This window comes from Niallia sp. FSL M8-0099 (assembly GCF_038006945.1).
Classification (GTDB): Bacteria; Bacillota; Bacilli; order Bacillales; family Cytobacillaceae; genus Niallia; species Niallia circulans.
The window spans coordinates 862,289-882,738 of record NZ_JBBOWF010000001.1 but is presented as its reverse complement, the minus strand read 5'-3'; the positions used below and the strand labels follow the sequence as shown (position 1 = coordinate 882,738).

The 20,450-nt window shown below is 35.2% G+C and carries 18 protein-coding genes; 4 read left to right on the top strand and 14 right to left on the bottom strand.

Annotated elements, in window-relative coordinates; genetic code table 11:
• Positions 1-151: 151 nt before the first annotated feature.
• The 8 genes from NSQ92_RS04165 to NSQ92_RS04130 form a co-directional block, all read right to left on the bottom strand.
• Complete coding sequence (locus NSQ92_RS04165; RefSeq protein WP_341152400.1) at positions 152-2,362, bottom strand: MMPL family transporter; 2,211 nt, start codon at positions 2,360-2,362, stop codon at positions 152-154.
• A 119-nt stretch (positions 2,363-2,481) separates the two neighbouring features.
• Positions 2,482-3,123: a response regulator transcription factor gene (locus NSQ92_RS04160; RefSeq protein WP_186440737.1), complete on the bottom strand. Its 642-nt coding sequence runs from the start codon at positions 3,121-3,123 to the stop codon at positions 2,482-2,484.
• Positions 3,124-3,145: 22 nt separating this feature from the next.
• A complete protein-coding gene (locus NSQ92_RS04155) occupies positions 3,146-4,336 on the bottom strand; it encodes a sensor histidine kinase (RefSeq protein WP_341152399.1) in 1,191 nt (396 codons plus the stop codon).
• Between the two features lie 183 nt (positions 4,337-4,519).
• Positions 4,520-4,807, bottom strand: a complete 288-nt coding sequence (locus NSQ92_RS04150) for a hypothetical protein (RefSeq protein WP_095321678.1) — start codon at positions 4,805-4,807, stop codon at positions 4,520-4,522.
• Between the two features lie 168 nt (positions 4,808-4,975).
• On the bottom strand, positions 4,976-5,695 hold the full coding sequence (locus NSQ92_RS04145) for a GntR family transcriptional regulator (protein WP_061797382.1): 720 nt from the start codon (positions 5,693-5,695) through the stop codon (positions 4,976-4,978).
• Positions 5,692-6,444, bottom strand: a complete 753-nt coding sequence (gene nagB / locus NSQ92_RS04140) for a glucosamine-6-phosphate deaminase (protein ID WP_047942393.1) — start codon at positions 6,442-6,444, stop codon at positions 5,692-5,694. The genes NSQ92_RS04145 and nagB overlap by 4 nt, the downstream gene beginning before the upstream one ends.
• Entirely contained in the window at positions 6,441-7,649 is a 1,209-nt protein-coding gene (nagA, locus tag NSQ92_RS04135; RefSeq protein WP_341152398.1) for an N-acetylglucosamine-6-phosphate deacetylase, read from the bottom strand. Before nagA ends, nagB begins: the two co-directional genes overlap by 4 nt.
• 280 nt (positions 7,650-7,929) lie before the next feature.
• Complete coding sequence (locus tag NSQ92_RS04130; RefSeq protein WP_095320267.1) at positions 7,930-8,910, bottom strand: LacI family DNA-binding transcriptional regulator; 981 nt, start codon at positions 8,908-8,910, stop codon at positions 7,930-7,932.
• 273 nt (positions 8,911-9,183) lie between these two features.
• Between NSQ92_RS04130 and NSQ92_RS04125 the strand changes: the two genes are divergently transcribed.
• Positions 9,184-10,731: a glycosyltransferase family 2 protein gene (locus tag NSQ92_RS04125; protein WP_341152397.1), complete on the top strand. Its 1,548-nt coding sequence runs from the start codon at positions 9,184-9,186 to the stop codon at positions 10,729-10,731.
• 129 nt (positions 10,732-10,860) lie between these two features.
• Here the strand turns inward: NSQ92_RS04125 and galT are convergent, their stop codons facing one another.
• The 3 genes from galT to NSQ92_RS04110 are packed head-to-tail and all read right to left on the bottom strand — an operon-like array spanning position 10,861 to position 14,604.
• Positions 10,861-12,378, bottom strand: a complete 1,518-nt coding sequence (galT, locus tag NSQ92_RS04120) for a UDP-glucose--hexose-1-phosphate uridylyltransferase (protein WP_047942396.1) — start codon at positions 12,376-12,378, stop codon at positions 10,861-10,863.
• Positions 12,379-12,413: 35 nt separating this feature from the next.
• Positions 12,414-13,403, bottom strand: a complete 990-nt coding sequence (gene galE / locus NSQ92_RS04115; RefSeq protein ID WP_061797399.1) for a UDP-glucose 4-epimerase GalE — start codon at positions 13,401-13,403, stop codon at positions 12,414-12,416.
• Between the two features lie 28 nt (positions 13,404-13,431).
• Positions 13,432-14,604 carry a galactokinase gene (locus NSQ92_RS04110; RefSeq protein WP_047942400.1) on the bottom strand — a complete coding sequence of 391 codons (1,173 nt, stop codon included), beginning with the start codon at positions 14,602-14,604 and terminating at the stop codon, positions 13,432-13,434.
• A gap of 249 nt (positions 14,605-14,853) precedes the next feature.
• Between NSQ92_RS04110 and NSQ92_RS04105 the strand changes: the two genes are divergently transcribed.
• The gene (locus NSQ92_RS04105) at positions 14,854-15,723 is read left to right on the top strand and encodes an AraC family transcriptional regulator (protein ID WP_341152396.1); all 870 of its coding nucleotides are present in this window, start codon (positions 14,854-14,856) and stop codon (positions 15,721-15,723) included.
• A 3-nt stretch (positions 15,724-15,726) separates the two neighbouring features.
• Here NSQ92_RS04105 and NSQ92_RS04100 read toward each other — a convergent pair whose 3' ends face one another.
• Complete coding sequence (locus NSQ92_RS04100) at positions 15,727-15,975, bottom strand: hypothetical protein (protein ID WP_047942403.1); 249 nt, start codon at positions 15,973-15,975, stop codon at positions 15,727-15,729.
• A 274-nt stretch (positions 15,976-16,249) separates the two neighbouring features.
• Here NSQ92_RS04100 and gntK point away from each other — a divergent pair, with 274 nt between their 5' ends.
• A complete protein-coding gene (gntK, locus tag NSQ92_RS04095) occupies positions 16,250-17,794 on the top strand; it encodes a gluconokinase (protein WP_047942404.1) in 1,545 nt (514 codons plus the stop codon).
• Positions 17,795-18,024: 230 nt separating this feature from the next.
• Here the strand turns inward: gntK and NSQ92_RS26785 are convergent, their stop codons facing one another.
• Positions 18,025-18,321, bottom strand: a complete 297-nt coding sequence (locus NSQ92_RS26785; protein ID WP_144544529.1) for a TIGR04104 family putative zinc finger protein — start codon at positions 18,319-18,321, stop codon at positions 18,025-18,027.
• Positions 18,322-18,443: 122 nt separating this feature from the next.
• The gene (gene gnd / locus NSQ92_RS04090; protein WP_047942405.1) at positions 18,444-19,340 is read right to left on the bottom strand and encodes a phosphogluconate dehydrogenase (NAD(+)-dependent, decarboxylating); all 897 of its coding nucleotides are present in this window, start codon (positions 19,338-19,340) and stop codon (positions 18,444-18,446) included.
• A 179-nt stretch (positions 19,341-19,519) separates the two neighbouring features.
• Here gnd and NSQ92_RS04085 point away from each other — a divergent pair, with 179 nt between their 5' ends.
• A complete protein-coding gene (locus NSQ92_RS04085) occupies positions 19,520-20,365 on the top strand; it encodes a MurR/RpiR family transcriptional regulator (protein ID WP_047942406.1) in 846 nt (281 codons plus the stop codon).
• Positions 20,366-20,450 lie beyond the last annotated feature (85 nt).

Genomic DNA, 20,450 nt, shown 5'->3' with positions numbered 1-20,450 from the left:
TAAACATCAGCTACTTTCTCCCTGCTAAGCTTTATTACTATTTAGATAATTCAAATTACATAACGATGATTTTATTTTACTTTTGAATAAAGAAGGAAGCAAAAAAGATGGAGCAATTCCTCCATCTCTTCTTATAAATGTTTATTACTCTTTACTTATCTGTCACTAAATTACTTTCAACATCTTTTTCTTCCGTCTCTTGCATAATGGATTCCCCTTCTATATCTATTCTTGGAAGAATCTTATCAAGCCATTTTGGTAAATACCAAGCTGTTTTCCCCATTAAAATCATAATAGCTGGTACGATTGTCATTCTGACGATAAAAGCATCAAAGAGAACTCCAAAGGTAAGGGCAAATCCCATTGACTTAATAATAGGGTCAGGGGCAAGCATGAAGCCAGCAAATACTGCCATCATTATGAACCCAGCTGCAATAACAACTCTTCCGCTATCTTGTAAACCTACTAATACTGCTTTTTTTGCATCACCGGAATGGGAATATTCCTCACGAATTCTACTTACTAAGAAAACTTCATAATCCATCGCTAATCCAAATAAAATTCCAATTACAATGACGGGTAAGAAACATAACACTGGATTCGCAGCATTAAATCCAAATAATTGTAGAAAGTTTCCATCTTGAACTACAAATACCACAAAACCAAGAGTAGCTCCCAACGATAATATAAAACCAAGAACTGCCTTTAGTGGTACTAGAATTGATCGAAAAACAACTACTAGTAATATAAAAGCTAATCCAACTATCAGTATAGAGAAGATCGGCAATGCTTCATTTAACTTATCAGAGATATCAATATTAACAGCCGTTGCTCCTGTTACGAATAGTTCTGTAGAATATTCCTTTTCCATTTCACTAGAATGATTTCGAATAGAATGAACTAAATCCTTCGTTTTGACGTCATTCGGCCCTGTCTCTGGTGTTACATTAATCATAAAGATTTCTCCAGACGGACTAGGTATTGCCGGACTAATGGCTTTCACGTTTTCTAGCTCACTTATTTTGTTTGTAACATCTGTTAATGCTTGTTCAGCATTCTCTGTTTTTTCACTTACTTTAGCAATAACAATTAAAGATGCATGATAACCAGGTCCATATGCTTCCGATAACAAATCGTATGCTCGTCTTTCCGTTGTTTTCTCTGATTTTGTTTCATTATCAGGCAATCCTAATTCCATATGAAAAAATGGAATAGTAACAAAAAGAAGAAAAGCGATGCTTAATATAGAGATGATCATTGGATGTAAAGAAAGCATCTTCCCCCACTTACTTGTTAAGGAACTTTCCTTATTCTCTTTCGAAAATTTTCCTATTAATTTATTTTTCTTAGAAGGATGGACTTTATCACCATATATTGCTAATAACGCCGGAACCAAAACTGTTGCAATTATAATTGCGATTAACACACAAACTGCGGCTGCTATTCCCATTGCAGTAAGAAAGGGAATCTTCGCTACTGCCAAGCCCAATAAACCAATAATAACAGTCAGTCCTGCAAACACAACTGCACTACCAGCCGTAGCTGTTGCAATTGCTATCGCCTTCTTAACTGAATTGCCTTTTTGCAATTGTTGTCTAAAGCGTGAAATGATAAATAATGCATAATCAATTCCAACAGCAAGTCCAAGCATAGCAGCTAATGATAAAGAAAAGGAGGTAATCTCAAAAAACTTTGTCCCAATCATAATCATCATTAACCCAATGCCTAAACCAATAGCTGCTGTAATAATTGGCAGTCCAGCTACCAAGAATGAGACAAATGTGATGGCTAGTACTAGAAATGCAATTGCAACCCCAATAACTTCAGTAATTCCACCAATTTCCATTTCCGAAAAGGCAACATTACCTGCAATTTCTGTTTCTATCCCTTCTCCACGTGTCTGCTCTATTTTTTCTAAGATATTCTCCTTAGATTCCTCTGATACTTCATCGGCAGGAATCTTAAATGTTACTGTAGCGTAACCAATTTCTTTTGATTCATTAAGATTTCCAAGCTCTGAAGGTGTAGCTACTTCTGTTACTTTCTTGTCTCTTTTAATATCGTTGAGCGTTTCTTTAATTTGTTCATTTACTTCGTCTGTTTCTAAAGTTTTCCCTTTTGGTGCCTTCATGACTAATTGAACTTGGCCATTTTCAGGAGATTCACCAGTCTGAAATTCCTCCTTCAATAATTCACCTGCAGCTTCTGATTTAGTACCTGGAATAGTGATTTCATTCTGAAACGATGGTTTCACACTTAAAGCTATAATCACCATGCTAACTAGGATAATCAGTGAACCACTTAATACTTTTTTTCTATGATTAAAGGCCCATTCGCCTATACTATAAAGAAATTTTGCCATATAAATCCCCTTTCGTCTATTAGTTCCATATGTTCTGCCTTTATACTACAGAAAAAGAAAATAAAAAAAATCGTACATTTGGGCAATTGCCGAATGTACGATTGGGCATAGTTTGGAATTTATAGATGAATATAACCTTTCTCAATAGATATTGCTACAGCTTCTGTCCTAGTATTTACTCCTAATTTATTATAAATATTTGTTAAATGCGCCTTCACTGTTCTTTCTGCAATTCCCATATCAAAAGCAACATCTTTTGTTCGAAATCCTTTTGCTATGGCTTGTAAAATAAAAGTTTCTTTATCAGTAAGGATAGATTGGCTAGATTTCTGATTATTCTTTTGAGTATCCTTAAAATTTAAGATTGTATTCAATATATTAGGCTGCAAAAGGGTTTCCCCTTTCACAGCAGCTTCAATAGTCCTAAATAGATTTTCTCTAGTAGTATCTTTCAGTAAATAACCTTTTGCCCCTAAATTGATTCCTTCTAGAATTAAATTATCTTCATTATATGTAGTTAAAATAATCACAGGAATGAAAATATTTCTTTCGTTTAATTTTTTTATCGTGTCTAATCCACTCAGGATAGGCATATTTAAATCCATTAAGATTACGTCAGGTGATAGTTCTTCTATTAAATGAAGTGCTATTTCTCCATTTTCTGCTTCTCCTATCACACGAAACATATCATTTGTTTCTATCATTAATTTTAATCCTTCTCTTACCACTAAATGATCATCAACAATTAGTACATTATACAGGACGTTTCCTCTCACTTTCCATTTAGATAGGGACTTCTACCAAAATAGTCGTCCCTTTTCCTTTTATACTTTTGACATCCACTTTTCCACCTAATAATCTAACTCTTTCCGTTATACCTAACAACCCATATTTCCCAGTGTGTTTGCCAACCATATTTGCCGCAAAACCAACACCGTTATCTTCTACTTTAATAACCATTTGCTTTTCCACTTTGTTAATATGTATTTTCACTTGTGTCGCTTGGGAATGCTTTATAACATTTGTCAAACATTCACTTACTATATGGACACTGTGTTCCAGTATAAATGTTGATAATGGAGGAAAGCGATCTATTGTGTAAGTAATCTCTGCAGAAGCTGCTTCCTTATACTTTTGAATTTTCCCCAATATGACACTATTAAAATCCCCTTGGCTAGTATTGGAATTATATCGTAAATTATCAATAACAATTCTTGCTTCTTTTAATGTTTCTCGTGCTTGCTGCATAGATTTTAGAACAATTTCCTGCGACTTTTCCTTATTTCCTTTGTCTATATAAACTTGGATTGCTTCTAATTGCATAATAAAGCCCGCAATTCCTTGAGCTAATGTATCGTGTAAATCTCTAGCCATTCGCTGTCTCTCATTAGCAAGTGTTAGTTTTTCCACTTCCTTATGAGCAGTTTCTAGCTCTTTTAAATAGTATTCCATCCGCAGTCTCGCATTGACCTGCCTATTATAAATAACCGTATAAAAAACTACAATGGTCAATATGATGAATAAAATAGGGATAAATATCGGTAATTCTTCTGATCCATAACTTAAAACTATCTCTATACAGAACAGGCCATAAAAAATAATAAAAAATATAAAAATCTTTAGTTTGCTTTCAAAAACTGTTATGCTCTGTGCAATAATTATTGGCAGTAAACCAATTAAAATAGCTGGGGATCCTGCTGGTATCCAAAATGCGGATAAGAAGATTAAAAATCCTTGGCTTATTACATAAAGCCAGGGATAAATTCGACTCCATGTTTTTGAATGCCAATAAGCAAGACAATGTCCTATCATAGCACAAGTAAAAATAATATTATTTATTATGGACAAATGATCAAACGATTGAAGTAATAGAGCTGCAATATAAACAAGACTAATCCATAATAAAATAGGGATTTTAGTTGAATCTTGTAAAATAATCGTGATATTCTCATATGACTTTTGAAATTTACTCATTTTTAATTCACCTTATCTTTAATATAGGCCAAATTATACCTTTAAATTGAAAAATCAACAAATTAGAGTCGCACATAACCATTCATATTTGATTGATGGCCTTTAAAACAAAAACAAAGCATCCTTAGTAAAAAATGATTACGAAAGATACTTTGTTATATGACTTCTATCTAATTACAAAAATTACTCCGTTACTTTTATTTTCTTTAATTGGTCATTTAATTCATTCAATTGATTTTCAGATAGGGCGTTGGGTAAACCTTGATTCACTATTTTTATCGAATAATCCTTCGCACTTTCTTGAGCCTCGACTTCTAATAAAATAGGAAGATGAGTTTGCAGCAATTCTCGACATTCTGGATTATTTAACAGGGATTCGATTCGAACTTCAATAGAATACTCATTAACATCTCTTGCATTAGGAATAATACTGTCTTTATCTGCTGGAAAATCACCAATTATATTTTTCAACCAAGATACACTTAAAGCAAACCATTTCGAAAAATCATTATTAACAGTTTTTCACTCGTTTTTTTGAAAATGGTTTTCTTTACAAATCTGCCTTAAAAATAGAAAAGTACTTCTCCTACTCTTCTCCTTAAGAATTCTTCGATGTTCAACTTCTTTTACTCTTTCTTATTAAGATCTCTTCATATCAATAATAAATTTATACCGGTCTCCGCGATAAATAGATTTTACATATTCAAAAGGAGTTCCATTGGCCAAATAACTAAAACGCTCCATCAGCAGCACTGGTGCCCCCTCTTTAATCCCAAGAGATGCACTTTCATTTTTATGGGATAAAGTTGATTCAATTGTTTGGGTAGCGTGACTAATCTTTTGATGTAAAGTTTGCTCCACATATTCATATATAGAACCATGTAAAGTCTCTTCCTGCAGCTCCTTAATCAAGAGCGACGGAAGGTAGGAAGTTTCGAGGGCCATTGGGATATCATCCGCAATCCGTAATCGGCTAACCTCATAAACCTGGTCTCCCTCTTCTATCTTCAACTTACTGGCGATGCCTCTTGGACAAGGAATCGTTTTAAAATCAAGAATTTTTGTTTTTGGTGTTAACCCTCTTGAATGCATATCCTCCGAAAAACTTGTTAATCCAGAAAGCTCTTGCTCTACCTTTTGTGCAGCAACAAAAGTCCCTTTCCCTCTTTGTCGAACAAGTACGCCTTCAGCTACTAAGTTATTAATAGCTTGACGAACCGTCATCCTGCTAATACCGTATTTCTCGGAAAACTCTCGTTCAGAGCTAATTGGATCACCAGGTTTTAGCTCTTTAATGATTTCTTTTATCTCCATTTCTAATTGATAATAGATAGGAATATGTGAATCTTTAATGATCAACTATACACACTTCCTTTATTTTCTTTCAAAATGGATAAAGCCTCCTGATCAGCGATGATTGTAACATCCGGATGTTTTTTCAAAATAGAAGCAGGAAGATCCTCTTTTATATCGGAGTGAAATAACTGATTAAGAACAGGGGCCTTCTTCACTCCAGACACAAGCAATATGATTTTCCGACTTTTCATAATAGTGGAAATCCCCATTGAAATAGCATGTGTTGGTACCTCATCCATACTAGTAAAATAGCGAGCATTTGCCTCTCTCGTCGAGTCAGCTAATTGAACCACATCGGTCGTGGAAGAGAATGAAGTACCTGGTTCATTAAAACCAATATGTCCATTTTCGCCAATTCCTAAAACTTGCAGATCCATTCCACCAAAGGAATCAATCAGTTTCTCATAATTTTCACCAGCATCTTTATCATTTACATTTTTGGCAAAAGGCAAATGAGTTTGATTTTCCGGAATATTTATATGATTAAATAAGTGTTCTTTCATATAATAGCTATAACTTTGCGGGTTATCCTCTTCTAAACCAACATATTCATCTAAATTAACGGTAATAACTTTTTCATAGGACGTATGGTTCTCCGTAAAATCCTTTATTAAATACTGATAGGTTCCTACTGGGGTTCCTCCAGTAGCAAGTCCTAGCACACTATTTGGCTTCGTTTGTATTTGCTCTATTATTTTTTGGGCTGCTACTTTACTCATTTCATCGTAATTTTGTACTTCAATTAATTTCATGCTGAAAATCCTCCATTCGAATATACAATTTTCCCTTTACATATTGTTAGTGCTACTTGATTATTTTCATCTAATACGACTAAATCTGCATCTTTACCTTTTGCAATACTTCCCTTTTTATCCAAGACACCAATTTGCTTGGCGGGATTATAAGATGCCATCTTTACAACATCCTGTAAAGAGCAGCCTGTAAAGTTCATCATATTATTGATAGCATCCTTCATTTTTAATGTGCTCCCAGCAAGAGCACCATTTTCTAATAACGCTTTGCCATCACGAACAATTACCTTTTGTCCACCTAAGGATGAAATACCATCCGCAAGCCATTTTGCCCGCATGCTATCTGTAATGAGAATGATATGATCAGCCCCCTTTTGTAAAAAAGCAAGTTTAACTATTTCTGGATGAATATGAACACCATCGACAATCATTTCAGCCATTAACTCCGAATGAAGCAAGGCTGCGCCTGCAACTCCTGGATCACGATGATGCAGACCTCTCATTCCATTAAACAGATGAGTAACATGATTGACACCAGCTTGAATGCTTGATAATACTTGCTCATAAACTGCATCTGAGTGCCCTATTGATGGAACGATATTCTCTGCCTTTAAATAGCGAACAAGCTCAAAGTTTTCATCTTCCTCAGGTGCCATCGTCACAAGTTTGATTTGATTATTGGATAATGTCTGCCATTTTTTAAATAACTCTACATTCGGCTTTTTAACAGATTGGACTGGCTGTGCTCCAACTCTCTTTTCGGAGATAAAGGGACCTTCTAAATGAATCCCGATGATTTCTGCTTTTCCTGATTGATCAGCAGTCTCGACATACTGGGCAATAGATGTGAGTGCATTTTCAATACTTTCTACCTCTTGTGTCATGGTGGTGGCTAAAAAGCTTGTTGTTCCTTCTTTTGGCAATGTCTCAGCCATAATTTCTAAGGCTTGCTGTGACGCATCCATTGCGTCAGCATTATTTGCTCCATGGATATGAATATCAATAAACCCTGGTATTAAATTCATGCCCTTTGGAAAATCTAGTATATGTGCATTTTCCCATTCTTTTTCAAGGAAGGAATCCATTAACCCAATCGCATCGATTTTCCCTTCCTTCACTACTACATACCCATTTGAATGAATTTCCGTTTCTGTGTAAATACATACATTTTTTAATATTAATGCCTTTATTTCTTCCGTTAGCATGATTCTAAAAGCTCCTTTTCTTAAAAATATGCGCGTCTATATATCTAGATGTCTATACCAGTTGGTTTATATCAATGCTTCTTCAATCCATTAAATATTAACCTATCAGATATCCACTATTTTTTTATTTCCCCAAACTAAATAGAGATACGGTTTCACATCAAATTATAGTTATTTCCTTTTCTTTCGTCAAGTTCCTATTGTCCTTCTTGCTTTTTCTAAAAATATGAATAAATGATATCGGCTAAAACCGCTTTTAGCTGATATCATTTAATTGAACTTACATTTTCCTAACACTTTCGCGATAAATAATTTCATACCCAGAAACTGTTTTCATGGGAGTATCGTCTCCTTTAATGAGACTTAGCATCTTTCTGGCTGCTAGATTGCCAGCATCTTTATAAAAAAACTTTGCAGTGGTTAAACCTGGATGTATCATCTCAGTCATTTCATACCCGCCAAATCCGGTAATGGAAAGATCACAAGGAATAGAAATCCCCTTTGAATAGATTGCTTTCATTGTTCCCATGGCAATATTATCTGTAGCACATACAATGATGCTAGGGTGAAATCGATCGATTATTTCAGAAACAATCGAAAATGTTTGTGCCTGATCCGTCTTCACCTCAAAAAATTGGACATCAATATTTGCTGTTTCCTCGATACTTTTCTTAAACCCTTCTTTTCGATCAATTCCTATTGCAACATTTTTCTCATGGAGACCAAGGAAGGCGATTCTTTGATGACCTTGAGATAGTATATATTTCCCTAAATCATATGCTGCATCATAATCATTATGAATTAAACTTGGAATCTCCTCATGCTGCTGCCCTACAATAAGCACAGGGATTCCTAGTTGTTTGATGATCATTAAATGACGATTCGTAATTTCTGTTGCCAATAAAATTATCCCAGCAACCTTCTGTCTTACTAAAGAATGAATATTTTCTATTTCCCGCTCCAAATCCAGATTTGAATGAGAAATTAACATTTGATAATTCCTTGCCTTCAACTCTTCATCTATTCCTATTAAAGTCCGTGAAAAAGCGTACGAATCTAATTGAGGCACAATCGTTCCGATAATATTTGTTTTCTTTGCTTTTAAGCTTTGAGCAAATGCATTAGGCGTATAGCCGGTTTCTTTGATAATATGCTGTATTTTTCTTTTCGTGGCTTCGCTGACAGAGCCTTCATTTAAGTATCGAGAAACAGTACTTTTTGCCACGCCCGCAAGTTTAGCGATATCACTAATAGTTGTCACCTATAAACCTCCTTATACATTGCTTTCTTCCGGAAAAATCAGTTACAGAGCAGGCACACTTTGAAACCCGTTAATTAAGAAAGCCTTTTCATTTTTCTTAATGTAAAGCTAGATTCCCTTATTTATTCTTATCTCTCTATATTATACAGGATAAAAACCAATAACGTCTGAACTATTTTTTCTATTTATGGAAGTATACCTTTTAGCTTGTTGATTCATAATGATTGCTATAAAGAGTTTCTTTTAGTGTTAATTATGAAGGTAGGGAATGCAATGAAAAATATATCATCTCTTCGACAAAAACATAAATATAGGTATGAACTATTTCAGAGTGCGAACTATTTAAAACAACCGATTATTTCCGTTATCACACCCGTATTTAACAATGAAAAAACAATCCAGAAGACGATTGAATCAGTTTTACAGCAATCCATAATGCCCCAGATTGAATACATAATTGTTGATGATGGCTCTAAAGATCAAACTCGTTCTATCTTAAAAAAATTTGTTAACGAGCATCCTAATATTAAACTCGCTCTTCTTGCGAAAAACACAGGCACCCCTGGCTATCCGAGAAATTTAGGCATTGAACTTTCATCGGCCCCTTACTTAACTTTTTTAGATGCAGATGATTGGTTTGAAAAGACTGGCTTGGAAAAACTCTATAGTGTACTAAATGAAACAGATGATGATTATATAGTGGGAAAAACAATTAAAGTCACGTCTAAAAAAAATGCCATAGTAGGCGAACATGAATCATGGAAAGAAAGGAGAAGTATCCCCCCGGCGAGTATCCCACATATTTTTCATCATTTAGGACCTAGAGCAAGATTGATGAAATCTAGCATTATAAAGCAAAACCAAATTCAATTTCCTGAGATGAAGTATGGAGAAGATAAGCAATTTTTCATGGAAGTATTGACTAATTGTAAAAAAATCTCAACAACGGAAGCTGTTATCTACTATTTAAATCGCTTAGATGAAAATGACGAATCCTTGACGAAGCAGACGAATGTATTAAATAAAATGCATTGTAATCGAAAAGTAATCAACTACTTTAAAGAGAAAGAAATGGATTCAGAGTTAAAGCGAATGGTCCTTAATCGCTTGTATGAGTTTGATTGCTTTAATCGGTTTATAAATCGGTATCATACGCTAAGAACGGAAAATAATCAAACGTTTAAAGGAAGATTAGATGCGTTTTTAAAAAGGAAAGCATATATATCCACCATGAAAAAAATGTTACGGACGACTTCTTCGTTGGATTATGAGATCAGTGACCATTTTTACCATCCTTATAATAAGGTTTGTTATCAGTTATTTTCACAAAAACGCTATAAGGATATCGAAACATTATTTCGATGGATGAATCAAGAAAAAATAAAAAAACATGTAGTTAAAGACGATACTGCTTACTGGGTTTCTCCACTAAGCCCGCCTTATAACTTTATTAGAGTCCCTATGTATGCTGAATTAATAAATTGTGAATATACGAATGGTTTCTTCCGTTTCGATATTCGTATTGCAGGTGATCACCCAAAAGAGGTTGAACATCTCCTGTTCCGCGATCGAAACAACATCCATAACCAGTTTATGTTTCCGATTGAACCATATGAAGGGGTTTTAAAGAGAATTATGATACCAGAAGCATTCCTTACCCCTCTAGGAAAATCAGTTTATACTATTTATTTATCTTATAGAGATTATCATAAAGTCCAATTACATATCCCAAACCCTAAGCTACGGTTAAAAAAGCAGCAAACAGATAAGCAGCATTTTTATAAAACCATTCACAATCACTTGGCGCTAAAGGTTCTTTAATATTAGGTATAAGAGTTGATTTCATAGAGACCACCTGTTTTCCTATAAAACGAGTGGCCTCTATGAAACCTTTTTCTTCTCCCATTTGTATTCAAGCATCAGCCAGTCTAATCTTTTTCCTTAGCTTTTTTAAAGTGTCTCAATAAATCGATAAAAAGCTTTTGTTCCATTGTCATTTCTTTTAAATACACCTGCATGATGTAAGATTGTTTCAAACACAATTCCTATTTCTGTTTGTAAGATAGTACTTACATTTTCTTTTGTCATCTGTGGATTTTTCTCTTTTACTGTTTTTGCCCACGCTAAGTGTTTTACAATAGCAGGCTCTTGTTGAATGCGTTCTTCAAAATCAACTTTGACGATATTCTCTGCAAGGATGCTCATTTCTTCTTTCAATCTTCCTGGCAAAACGGCTAACCCCATCACTTCAATCAAGCCAATATTCTCTTGTTTAATCGCATGAACTTCCTCATGTGGGTGGAAGATCCCGAATGGGTATTCTTCACTTGTACGATTATTGCGGAGCACTAAATCCATTTCATATTGGCCATTACGCATTCTTGCAATTGGTGTGATGGTATTATGGCGAACACCGTTTGTATATGCAAGAATATCAACACTTTCATCACTATAATCCAGCCATTTTTTTAATATATAATCAGATGCTTCCACTAATTGTTGTTTGTCTGTTCCATTTAGACGTAAAACAGACATCGGCCATTTAACAATTCCGGCATGGATAGCAGGAAACCGCTCCAACGTAAATCCAGCTTCTATTTCAGCCTTTGCCATCGGAAATTCATGATATCCCCCTTGAAAATGCTCATGGGCAAGAATGGACCCTCCAACTATTGGCAGATCAGCATTAGACCCCATAAAGTAATGAGGATATTGGTGAACAAATTCTAGTAATCTAGTAAATGTTCTTTTCGAAATGGTCATTGGCTCGTGCCTTTCTGAAAAACAAATGGCATGCTCATTATAGTAAACATATGGGGAAAACTGCAGGAACCATTGTTCCCCTTCTAGAGTCACTGGTATAATACGATGATTTTGTCTAGCCGGATGATTAACTCGTCCGGCATAACCGGCATTTTCTTTACATAATAAACATTTAGGATAAAAGCCTTGTTTTACTTTTTTTAGAGCAGCTATTTCTTGCGGATTTTTTTCTGGCTTAGACAAGTTAATCGTAATCTCTAAGTCTCCATAACTCGTATGTGCCAGCCACTCTTCATTTTTAGCAATTCGATCCGTGCGAATGTAATCAATCTTTTTAGAAAAGTCATAAAACCAACTAGTTGCACTCTTTGCCCCCTTATCCTTGTAGAGCATGGCGAATCTATTATTTATTTCAGATGGCAATGGAACAAAGCAAGCCATTAATTTAGTATCTAATAAATCTCGATAGGTTATTGTATTTTCTACCAAGAGATTATGTTCTGCAGCCCAATCTAAAATAGTATCTAATAGTTCACGCAACTCTATTTCCGCTGGATCGCTAACCTCAGATGGGACAAAATCATCCAATTCCAAGATTTCGAGTAATTTATTCCGCACTACATCTATATCCCATTTCGTAATTAGGTTTGATTCTATTCCATAATGAAGCAATTGTTCAACATGATGATAAATAGTGGTTGTCATCTAACATTGCTCCTTTCCTCTTAGTACATTCTCATTTATTCTTTATAGCCATTCGGATTTGCTTGGAACCAGCTCCAGGCACTTCCTATCATTGTCTCTAGTGAAGTGTACTGTGGATTCCACCCTAACTCTACTTGCGCTTTCTCTGATGAAGCAACTAATCGCGCCGGGTCACCTGCTCTTCTTGGAGCAATTTCTGCTGGAATAGGTTGCCCTGTTACCTTTCTCGCTGCCTCAATTACTTCTTTGACCGTGAAACCTGTTCCACTCCCTAGATTGTAAATACCGCTTGTTTCTTCTTTCTGCAATTTTTTTAAAGCAAGGATATGGGCATTGGCCAAATCAGTAACATGAATATAATCCCTTATACATGACCCATCATGTGTCTCATAATCATCTCCAAAAATACTAATTACTTCTCTCTTTCCTAACGCTACTTGCAGTATAATGGGAATTAAATGCGTTTCTGGAAAATGATCTTCCCCTAATCTCCCATCTATATGCGCACCTGCTACATTAAAATAACGAAGAGCTACATAATGAATCCCATATGCTGCTTCACACCACTTTAGCATTTTTTCGATGGCTAGTTTAGTTTCTCCATAGGGATTTGTTGGAATTGTGTCATCACTCTCCTGAATCGGAAAATTCTTTGCCTCTCCATAAGTTGCTGCAGTTGACGAGAAAACAATTCTCTTCACACCATTTGCATGCATTACTTTTAATAAAGTCATCGCACCATTTACATTATTATCATAGTATTTCAACGGATTTGTTACACTTTCACCTACTAAAGAGTCAGCAGCGAAATGGACTACTGCTTCAATCGTATGTTTCTTAAAGACCTCTTCTAAGAAGCTTTCATTCCGCAAATCCCCAATATATAGGGTTGCTTCAGCTCTTACAGCAGCTTTATGCCCAGTTTGAAGATTATCAACAACAATTACTTCTTCACCTAGGTCTAATAATTCAGAAACCATATGACTTCCGATATAACCGGCACCACCACATACTAATATCGTCATATTTTCTCTCTCCTTTTTTTAACTGTTCCTATTCAACAATTTCCTTCGCTCCATCTCCAACTTGAACAACATAAAAGTCTGCCTTTAATCCTGTTTGCTCCGCATATTTCGCTCCGACCTTCTCGATAAAAGATTCAATATGTTCATTGTTGACAATGCTGATCGTACAACCTCCAAAGCCTGCACCTGTCATCCGAGATCCAATAACGCCCGCTTGTTCCCAGGCAGCTTCCACTAATGCATCTAATTCCTTTCCGGTCACTTCATAATCATCACGTAAGGAGATATGTGATGCATTCATTAATTGTCCAAATCCTGCAATATCTCCTGCTTGAAGTTTTTTTACAGCTTCTAATGTTCGAGCATTTTCATACACAGCATGCTTTGCTCTCATTCTATCGACATCTTGCTTAATCAAATGAGCATGCGAATCGAATTCCTCTGGCGTTAATTCACCTAATGATCGAATCTCTAATTCTCCCTGCAAGTCTCTTAATGCTCTTTCACACTCTCCTCGTCTCTCATTATATTTAGAATCAGCTAACCCCCTGCGTTTATTTGTATTGGCAATAATTAAGGAAGCAGCATCTAAATCTAGTGGACTATACACATAGTCAAGTGTGTCGCAATCTAGTAATATAGCATGTTTTTCTTTGCCCATTCCGATTGCAAATTGATCCATAATTCCACAGTTCACGCCAATATATTCATTTTCTGCTTTTTGACACATTTTTACTAAACTGACTTGATCAATTGCAAAGGAATACAACACATTTAGCATAATGGCTGTCACTACTTCAATGGATGCAGATGAAGATAAGCCAGCACCATTGGGAATTTCTCCTTCATATAAAACATCGAATCCAGCATCGAGTTGATATCCATATTGCGCAAGTGTTACTATTACTCCCTTTGGATAATTCGCCCAATCATCTGCTTGATTAAAGGATAGATTGTCTAAAGAAACTTTAATAATACCTAAATCCGCAAAATTTGTAGAATAGAATTGAATCACTCGATCTGATCTTTTTCTTACAAGTGCTGTCGTACCAATTGATAAGGCACAAGGAAAAACATGTCCTCCATTATAATCAGTATGTTCACCTATTAAATTCACACGTCCTGGTGCAAAAAAAGTACGTATGCTTGTTTCTGCTTCATTAAAAATATTTGTAAAAGTTGCCAATAGATTTTTTGCCATTTCTATCTCTCCTTTTTATATGAACAATTATGCTTACTCTTAAGTCTAGACTTCCATTAAACCGTTTACAATTTTATTTTATGCTTCAAACCTTTCTCTCTCAATGGTAAAATAAGAAAGGAAAAAGGGTAATAATTTGCTAATAAATTTCAAATTTTTATGCCAAACACTTAATTTCTATCTATTACTCCTATCTTATCCAAGGCAAGTTTCTACCAATGCCAGCTCTACTAAGAAAGGAGCATTCTATTGTCCAAAAAAGATAATAATGTATTTGCTTACAGATTTACGGAAAAAATTACAAAAGAGGTAGCCCAAATTTGGTCAATCGGATGGGAAAATCAAACCTCCCATCTATATAATTGGAAAGGAAAAAAGCGTAAAGAGGATAGTATGTATGTTTTTCAATATACCATATCTGGAATTGGTGCTATTGAACTCGGAGGTAAAAATCATAAATTGACAGCAGGAAAGGCATTTTTAATTGATATTTCAGAGGAATACAGATACTATCTGCCTCCAACTAGTGAGCATTGGGAATTTATTTTTATTACACTATATGGTGAAACGGTAAAAAAATGCTGGCACTCTTTTACGGAAAACGAGCAGCCGATTATTCAATTAGCTTCGGACTCGAGACCCATTCAGCATCTTCTGCGTATTTATCAGCTAGCAAAAGATAAACAGATAAATAACGCTTTTCAAGCTTCAAGTCTCGCTTATTCCTTTATAATGGAATTGTATCAATATAAGAAGAATATTGGAGACATCCAGCTTCCTGAAAGTATACTAAATGCGACATTATTTGCTCAAAATCACTATCATAAACCAATCGGACCAGAAGATATGGCAGAGGCTGCTGCGCTTTCCCGCTTCCACTTCACTCGTTTATTCAAAAAGGTACTTGGAATTACACCGATTCAATATTTAACGAATATCCGTATCATAAAGGGAGCAGAGTTATTATATCAAACCAAATATTCTATTGAAGACATTTCAGTCCAAGTAGGTTTTGCGAATGCCAACTATTTTACAAAAGTATTTCGGAAATCTACTGGTATTACTCCTGGAGAATTTCGAAAGAAGAATATTCGGCCAAGCGAGGATATTCTTCTTTAATGCTTATTTTTCATCAAACATTTCCAAGCTGAACATTCCTTTTTCATAAATAAAGTTCAGCTTTTTCCCTGGTGTAAGCATATTTTCCAAAATATCTTTTGAGGCTTGAAGGGCAATAGACATTCTAATTAGCTGCTCATGATCCTCTTCTTGATATGTACCTGCTTGTTTACTCAACGCTTCCACATGCTGTTGAAAATGGAGTATTTGGTTATAAATAGCCTCATATGTCGTTTCAATCTCATTATTCATTCAAAAAACTCCTTACCCATAAGATAAATTAAGTTTAGCATATTTTTGCTTTATTTTTATGTTCGCCAGGGCAAAAATTTATTACTAATCAAGAGATCAACAATAATTTTATCTTTTGAGGGAGAATAAGGGGAAATTAATTTAAAATAATGAATGAAAACACTTTCAAAATCATTTTGTTTCATTTAAAATATAAATAAAGAATTTTTTTTTCTATGATAATGTAATTTTATGAAATATTTTTTACACTTTTCTTATTAAAGGAGTTTTTAATATGCAATTATCATCCCTATATTTAGGTGTAGACATTGGTACAACGAGTACAAAATCTGTCTTATTTGCTGAAGCTGGCAAAGTATTAAGCATGCATCATGTCGAATATCCGCTGCATAGCCCTGCACCAGCCATCGCAGAGCAAGATCCAGAGCAAATTTTTCAGGCTGTATTGGAAACAATGAAAACAGCTATTAAAAAAGCGAACGTCGATGCTAGTAAAATAAAATTAGTCTCCTTTAGTTCAGCGATGCACAGTGTTATTGCATTAGACGAAAAGGGAAAACCAATAACACGCTGTATTACTTGGGCCGACAGCCGTGCTTCCTCTTGGGCAAAAAAAATCAAAGAAGAGTACAATGGCTTGGAAATATACCGTAGAACAGGAACGCCAATTCACCCTATGACTCCTTTATCTAAGTTAACTTGGCTAAGAAATGATCAACCAGCTATTTTTACAAAGGCAGCTAAATTTATTGGCATTAAAGAATATATTTTCTATCGCTTATTTAACGAATTTGTAATTGATTATTCAATTGCTTCTGCAACAGGAATGTTTAATCTTGAGCACTTAACTTGGGATCAAGAAGCGTTAAAAGTTGCCGGCGTAACATCTGAGCAGTTGGCAAAGCCAGTTCCGACTACCCATTATTTAACAGGACTGAAGGATAAATATGCAGCGGAACTTGGAATTCCTGCTGAAACTCCATTTGTGGTTGGCGCAAGTGATGGCGTACTATCTAATCTTGGGGTAAATGCTATTGACCCTGGAGTTGTCGCTGTGACAATCGGTACAAGCGGGGCGATTCGTACTGTAACAGATAAACCAGTAACCGACCCTAAAGGAAGAATCTTTTGTTATTGTTTAACAGAAGATCTGTGGGTAGTTGGTGGATCTGTAAATAATGGTGGAATGACATTCCGCTGGGTTCGTGATGAATTAGCTTCCTCGGAAGTGGAAACGGCAAAGAGACTCGGAATTGATCCTTATGAAGTTTTAACAAAGATTGCTACTAGAGTTACACCTGGTGCGGACGGTTTATTATTCCATCCATATCTTGCTGGGGAAAGAGCACCTTTATGGAATGCCAATGCAAGAGGATCCTTCTTTGGACTAGGATTACATCATAAAAAAGAACATATGGTGAGAGCCGTATTAGAGGGAGTTATCTTAAATCTTTATACGGTGATGTTAGCCTTACAAGAAGTGATTGGAGCACCAAAGCAAATTCAAGCAACAGGTGGTTTTGCTCGTTCTGAACTTTGGAGACAAATGATGGCAGACATTTTTGATCAAGAAGTAGTCGTTCCAGAAAGCTTTGAAAGCTCTTGTCTTGGTGCCATCGTTTTAGGTATGTATGCACTTGGAGAAATTGATGATTTTTCGATTATGAAACAATTAGTTGGCAGTACATATTCCCATCAGCCAATCCAAGAAAATGTTGATATCTATCAGGATTTAACCGCTATTTATATCCGTATCTCTCGAGTATTGGAGAAAGAATATGATGCCATAGCATCCTTTCAGAATAAATGGGTTAAATAAGCACCACAAACATCTTGAGAAAATTACTTGCATATAAAGTTTTTCAGTCGTATTCAAACCAAACAATTATACGGTGCTGCCAATATCTCGTATAATTGTTTGGATTTTTTATGCCATTTCAGAAAGAAGGTTTGTGGATCATCCGCAATCTGTAATGTAACAAATTGGGCTTCGCTTCTAAATGAGAGATTTAATCTTTGCACCTTTTATTAGTTAGCCTGCTGCTATTGCTATGACCCAGTTTTTTTATTGGAAAGTTCAACCCAGAAAGGATATAGTCTGAGAACTAATAAGATAAAACCTATCAGAATAAATACAAGGACAAAGGAAGATCCATAAAGAAGATTGCTAAGCAGCGTAAATGTGATTATTAAAATAGTTGCCATAAATGTTATCCTTCTTGTTCGAGAGGTAACATATTGCTTTTCCCCACAGTGTGGACAAATCAGTTTATTATCTAATGTAAAGGAGTTTTTTAAAGTTCTCTTATAAGTCCATTTTTGATTACACTTCTGACAAGTTCTCATGTAGTTTCTCCTTCTTTTTCTGTAAGCTTACCATAGCCAAAAAACATTCCGATCCGTTTACATTGATTTTATTAAAAAAATCCTTTAGCATGTTTTAGCTGCTAAAGGATTTTCTTGTCATTCTATTTTGATTCTACACTATGTCCACCAAACTCATTTCGTAAGGACGCAACCACTTTTCCAGAGAAGGTATCTTCCTCTAACGAACGATAACGCATCATTAAAGATAAGGCTGTAACTGGCATAGCAGTTTGTAAATCTAAGGCTGTTTCTAGCGTCCATTTTCCTTCACCAGAGGAATGCATTACTCCTTTAATCCCTTCCAGCTTTGGATCCTTAGAAAAAGCACTTTGTGTTAATTCCATTAACCACGAACGAATGACAGAGCCGTTATTCCAAACCTTTGCTACTCCTTCATTATCAAAATCATACTCGCTTTTCTCCAACAGCTCAAATCCTTCTGCAATGGATTGCATCATGCCATACTCAATTCCATTATGAACCATTTTCAGAAAATGGCCGCTTCCAGATACTCCAGTATACATATAACCATTTTCCACACATAAATCCTTGAACAATCCTTCTACCTCATCAAATATTTCTTTATTGCCGCCAATCATCATACATGCACCATTTCGAGCTCCATCTACTCCGCCGCTTGTGCCAACATCTAAATAGAAAACTCCTAGCTCTTCTAAATCTATTCCTCTTCTTTTGGAATCTTTATAATGGGAATTCCCGCCATCGATAATAATATCCCCCGCTTCGACATACTTCTTTACTTCCCGTAAGACATTTTCCGTTACTTCTCCTGCTGGAACCATTAGCCAAATTACTCTTGGAGCTGGCAAATTTCTTACTAATTTTTCAATTGTATTAACTCCTGTTACATTTTTATTAGAAATTTCTTTTACAGCGCTTTCATTTATATCAAAAGCTGTTACACTATACTTATGGTCCACCATATTTAAAGCCAAGCTATAGCCCATTTTTCCTAAACCTATAAGACCGATGTTCATTCGTTACCTCTCCTTTTGAAAAAATATTTCTTTCTATATACAATTATATAGAAATTTTTTTCGAAAATATACCCCTTTGTAAATATTTTTTGAAAAAAATTATTTTAATAAGAAATTTTTTTTCAAGAGACTAATTGTGTTATACTACAACTATATTAATTTGGAAAGGATAGAAGTCAATGGCGCAAAATTGTCTTGGGAAAATTCGTTCCTATTACGCTAGACTAAGTGAAAAAGAAAAAAAAATCGCTGATTATATTCTAGTTAATCCAGAAAAAATCATTCATTCCACCATTAACGAATTAGCAGAGGATTTAGGAGTAGCAGATGCTACTGTTTTTCGTTTCTGTAAACGAATTGGGTTTAAAGGCTATCAAGCGATGAAAATAGCATTAGCATCAGAAGTAATTGAACCTATTCAGCAAATACATGAAGAAATTAATGAAAATGACAGTGTAAAAACCGTTACTGAAAAAGTATTTAAGTCGAATGTACGTACACTAGAAAATACATTAGAAATATTAAATGGTCATTCGATTCAAAAAGCAGTAGAATTTCTCTTACAGGCAAATCGGGTTGAATTTTATGGTACAGGTGGTTCAGCAGTTATCGCGATGGATGCTTTTCATAAATTTGTTCGAACTGGAATTAAAGCGTTTTCATTTGTAGACTCTCATTTTCAACTGATGTCCTCTTCTCAGCTTTCAGAGAAGGATGTTGCTGTAATCATTTCGCACTCTGGCACTAATAAAGATACTATTAACATAATGAAAACAGCCAAAAACAATGGTGCCAAAACAATCGGCATCACTGGGTATCCTAAATCACCAATCGGCCAGAATACAGATGTAGCACTGTTCACAAGCTCTGAGGAAACAGAATATCGTTCGGAAGCTTTATCATCAAGAATTGGTCAGCTTAGTTTAATAGATGCATTGTATGTTAATGTAATGATTTTAAATAAAAATGTTGCTAATCAGTCATTAGAAAGAATAAGGAATGCCATTTCTGATACACGAATTTAACGGCAGACAAACAATATTCCCTACTTCAGAGTTTCAGCAAACGCAACAAAGGAAGTTAATTATGGTTGTTCTTACCATCACTAAC

What these genes read in the sequence shown, in the direction of transcription:
- NSQ92_RS26785 (WP_144544529.1), bottom strand. Translation starts at nt 18,321, where the DNA reads ATGAGAACTTGTCAGAAGTGTAATCAAAAATGGACTTATAAGAGAACT.
- NSQ92_RS04125 (WP_341152397.1), top strand. Translation starts at nt 9,184, where the DNA reads ATGAAAAATATATCATCTCTTCGACAAAAACATAAATATAGGTATGAA.
- NSQ92_RS04085 (WP_047942406.1), top strand. Translation starts at nt 19,520, where the DNA reads ATGGCGCAAAATTGTCTTGGGAAAATTCGTTCCTATTACGCTAGACTA.
- NSQ92_RS04100 (WP_047942403.1), bottom strand. Translation starts at nt 15,975, where the DNA reads ATGAATAATGAGATTGAAACGACATATGAGGCTATTTATAACCAAATA.
- nagA (WP_341152398.1), bottom strand. Translation starts at nt 7,649, where the DNA reads ATGCTAACGGAAGAAATAAAGGCATTAATATTAAAAAATGTATGTATT.
- galE (WP_061797399.1), bottom strand. Translation starts at nt 13,403, where the DNA reads ATGACGATATTAGTATGTGGTGGTGCCGGTTATATCGGAAGTCATATG.
- NSQ92_RS04165 (WP_341152400.1), bottom strand. Translation starts at nt 2,362, where the DNA reads ATGGCAAAATTTCTTTATAGTATAGGCGAATGGGCCTTTAATCATAGA.
- gntK (WP_047942404.1), top strand. Translation starts at nt 16,250, where the DNA reads ATGCAATTATCATCCCTATATTTAGGTGTAGACATTGGTACAACGAGT.
- nagB (WP_047942393.1), bottom strand. Translation starts at nt 6,444, where the DNA reads ATGAAATTAATTGAAGTACAAAATTACGATGAAATGAGTAAAGTAGCA.
- gnd (WP_047942405.1), bottom strand. Translation starts at nt 19,340, where the DNA reads ATGAACATCGGTCTTATAGGTTTAGGAAAAATGGGCTATAGCTTGGCT.
- galT (WP_047942396.1), bottom strand. Translation starts at nt 12,378, where the DNA reads ATGACAACCACTATTTATCATCATGTTGAACAATTGCTTCATTATGGA.
- NSQ92_RS04155 (WP_341152399.1), bottom strand. Translation starts at nt 4,336, where the DNA reads ATGAGTAAATTTCAAAAGTCATATGAGAATATCACGATTATTTTACAA.
- NSQ92_RS04110 (WP_047942400.1), bottom strand. Translation starts at nt 14,604, where the DNA reads ATGGCAAAAAATCTATTGGCAACTTTTACAAATATTTTTAATGAAGCA.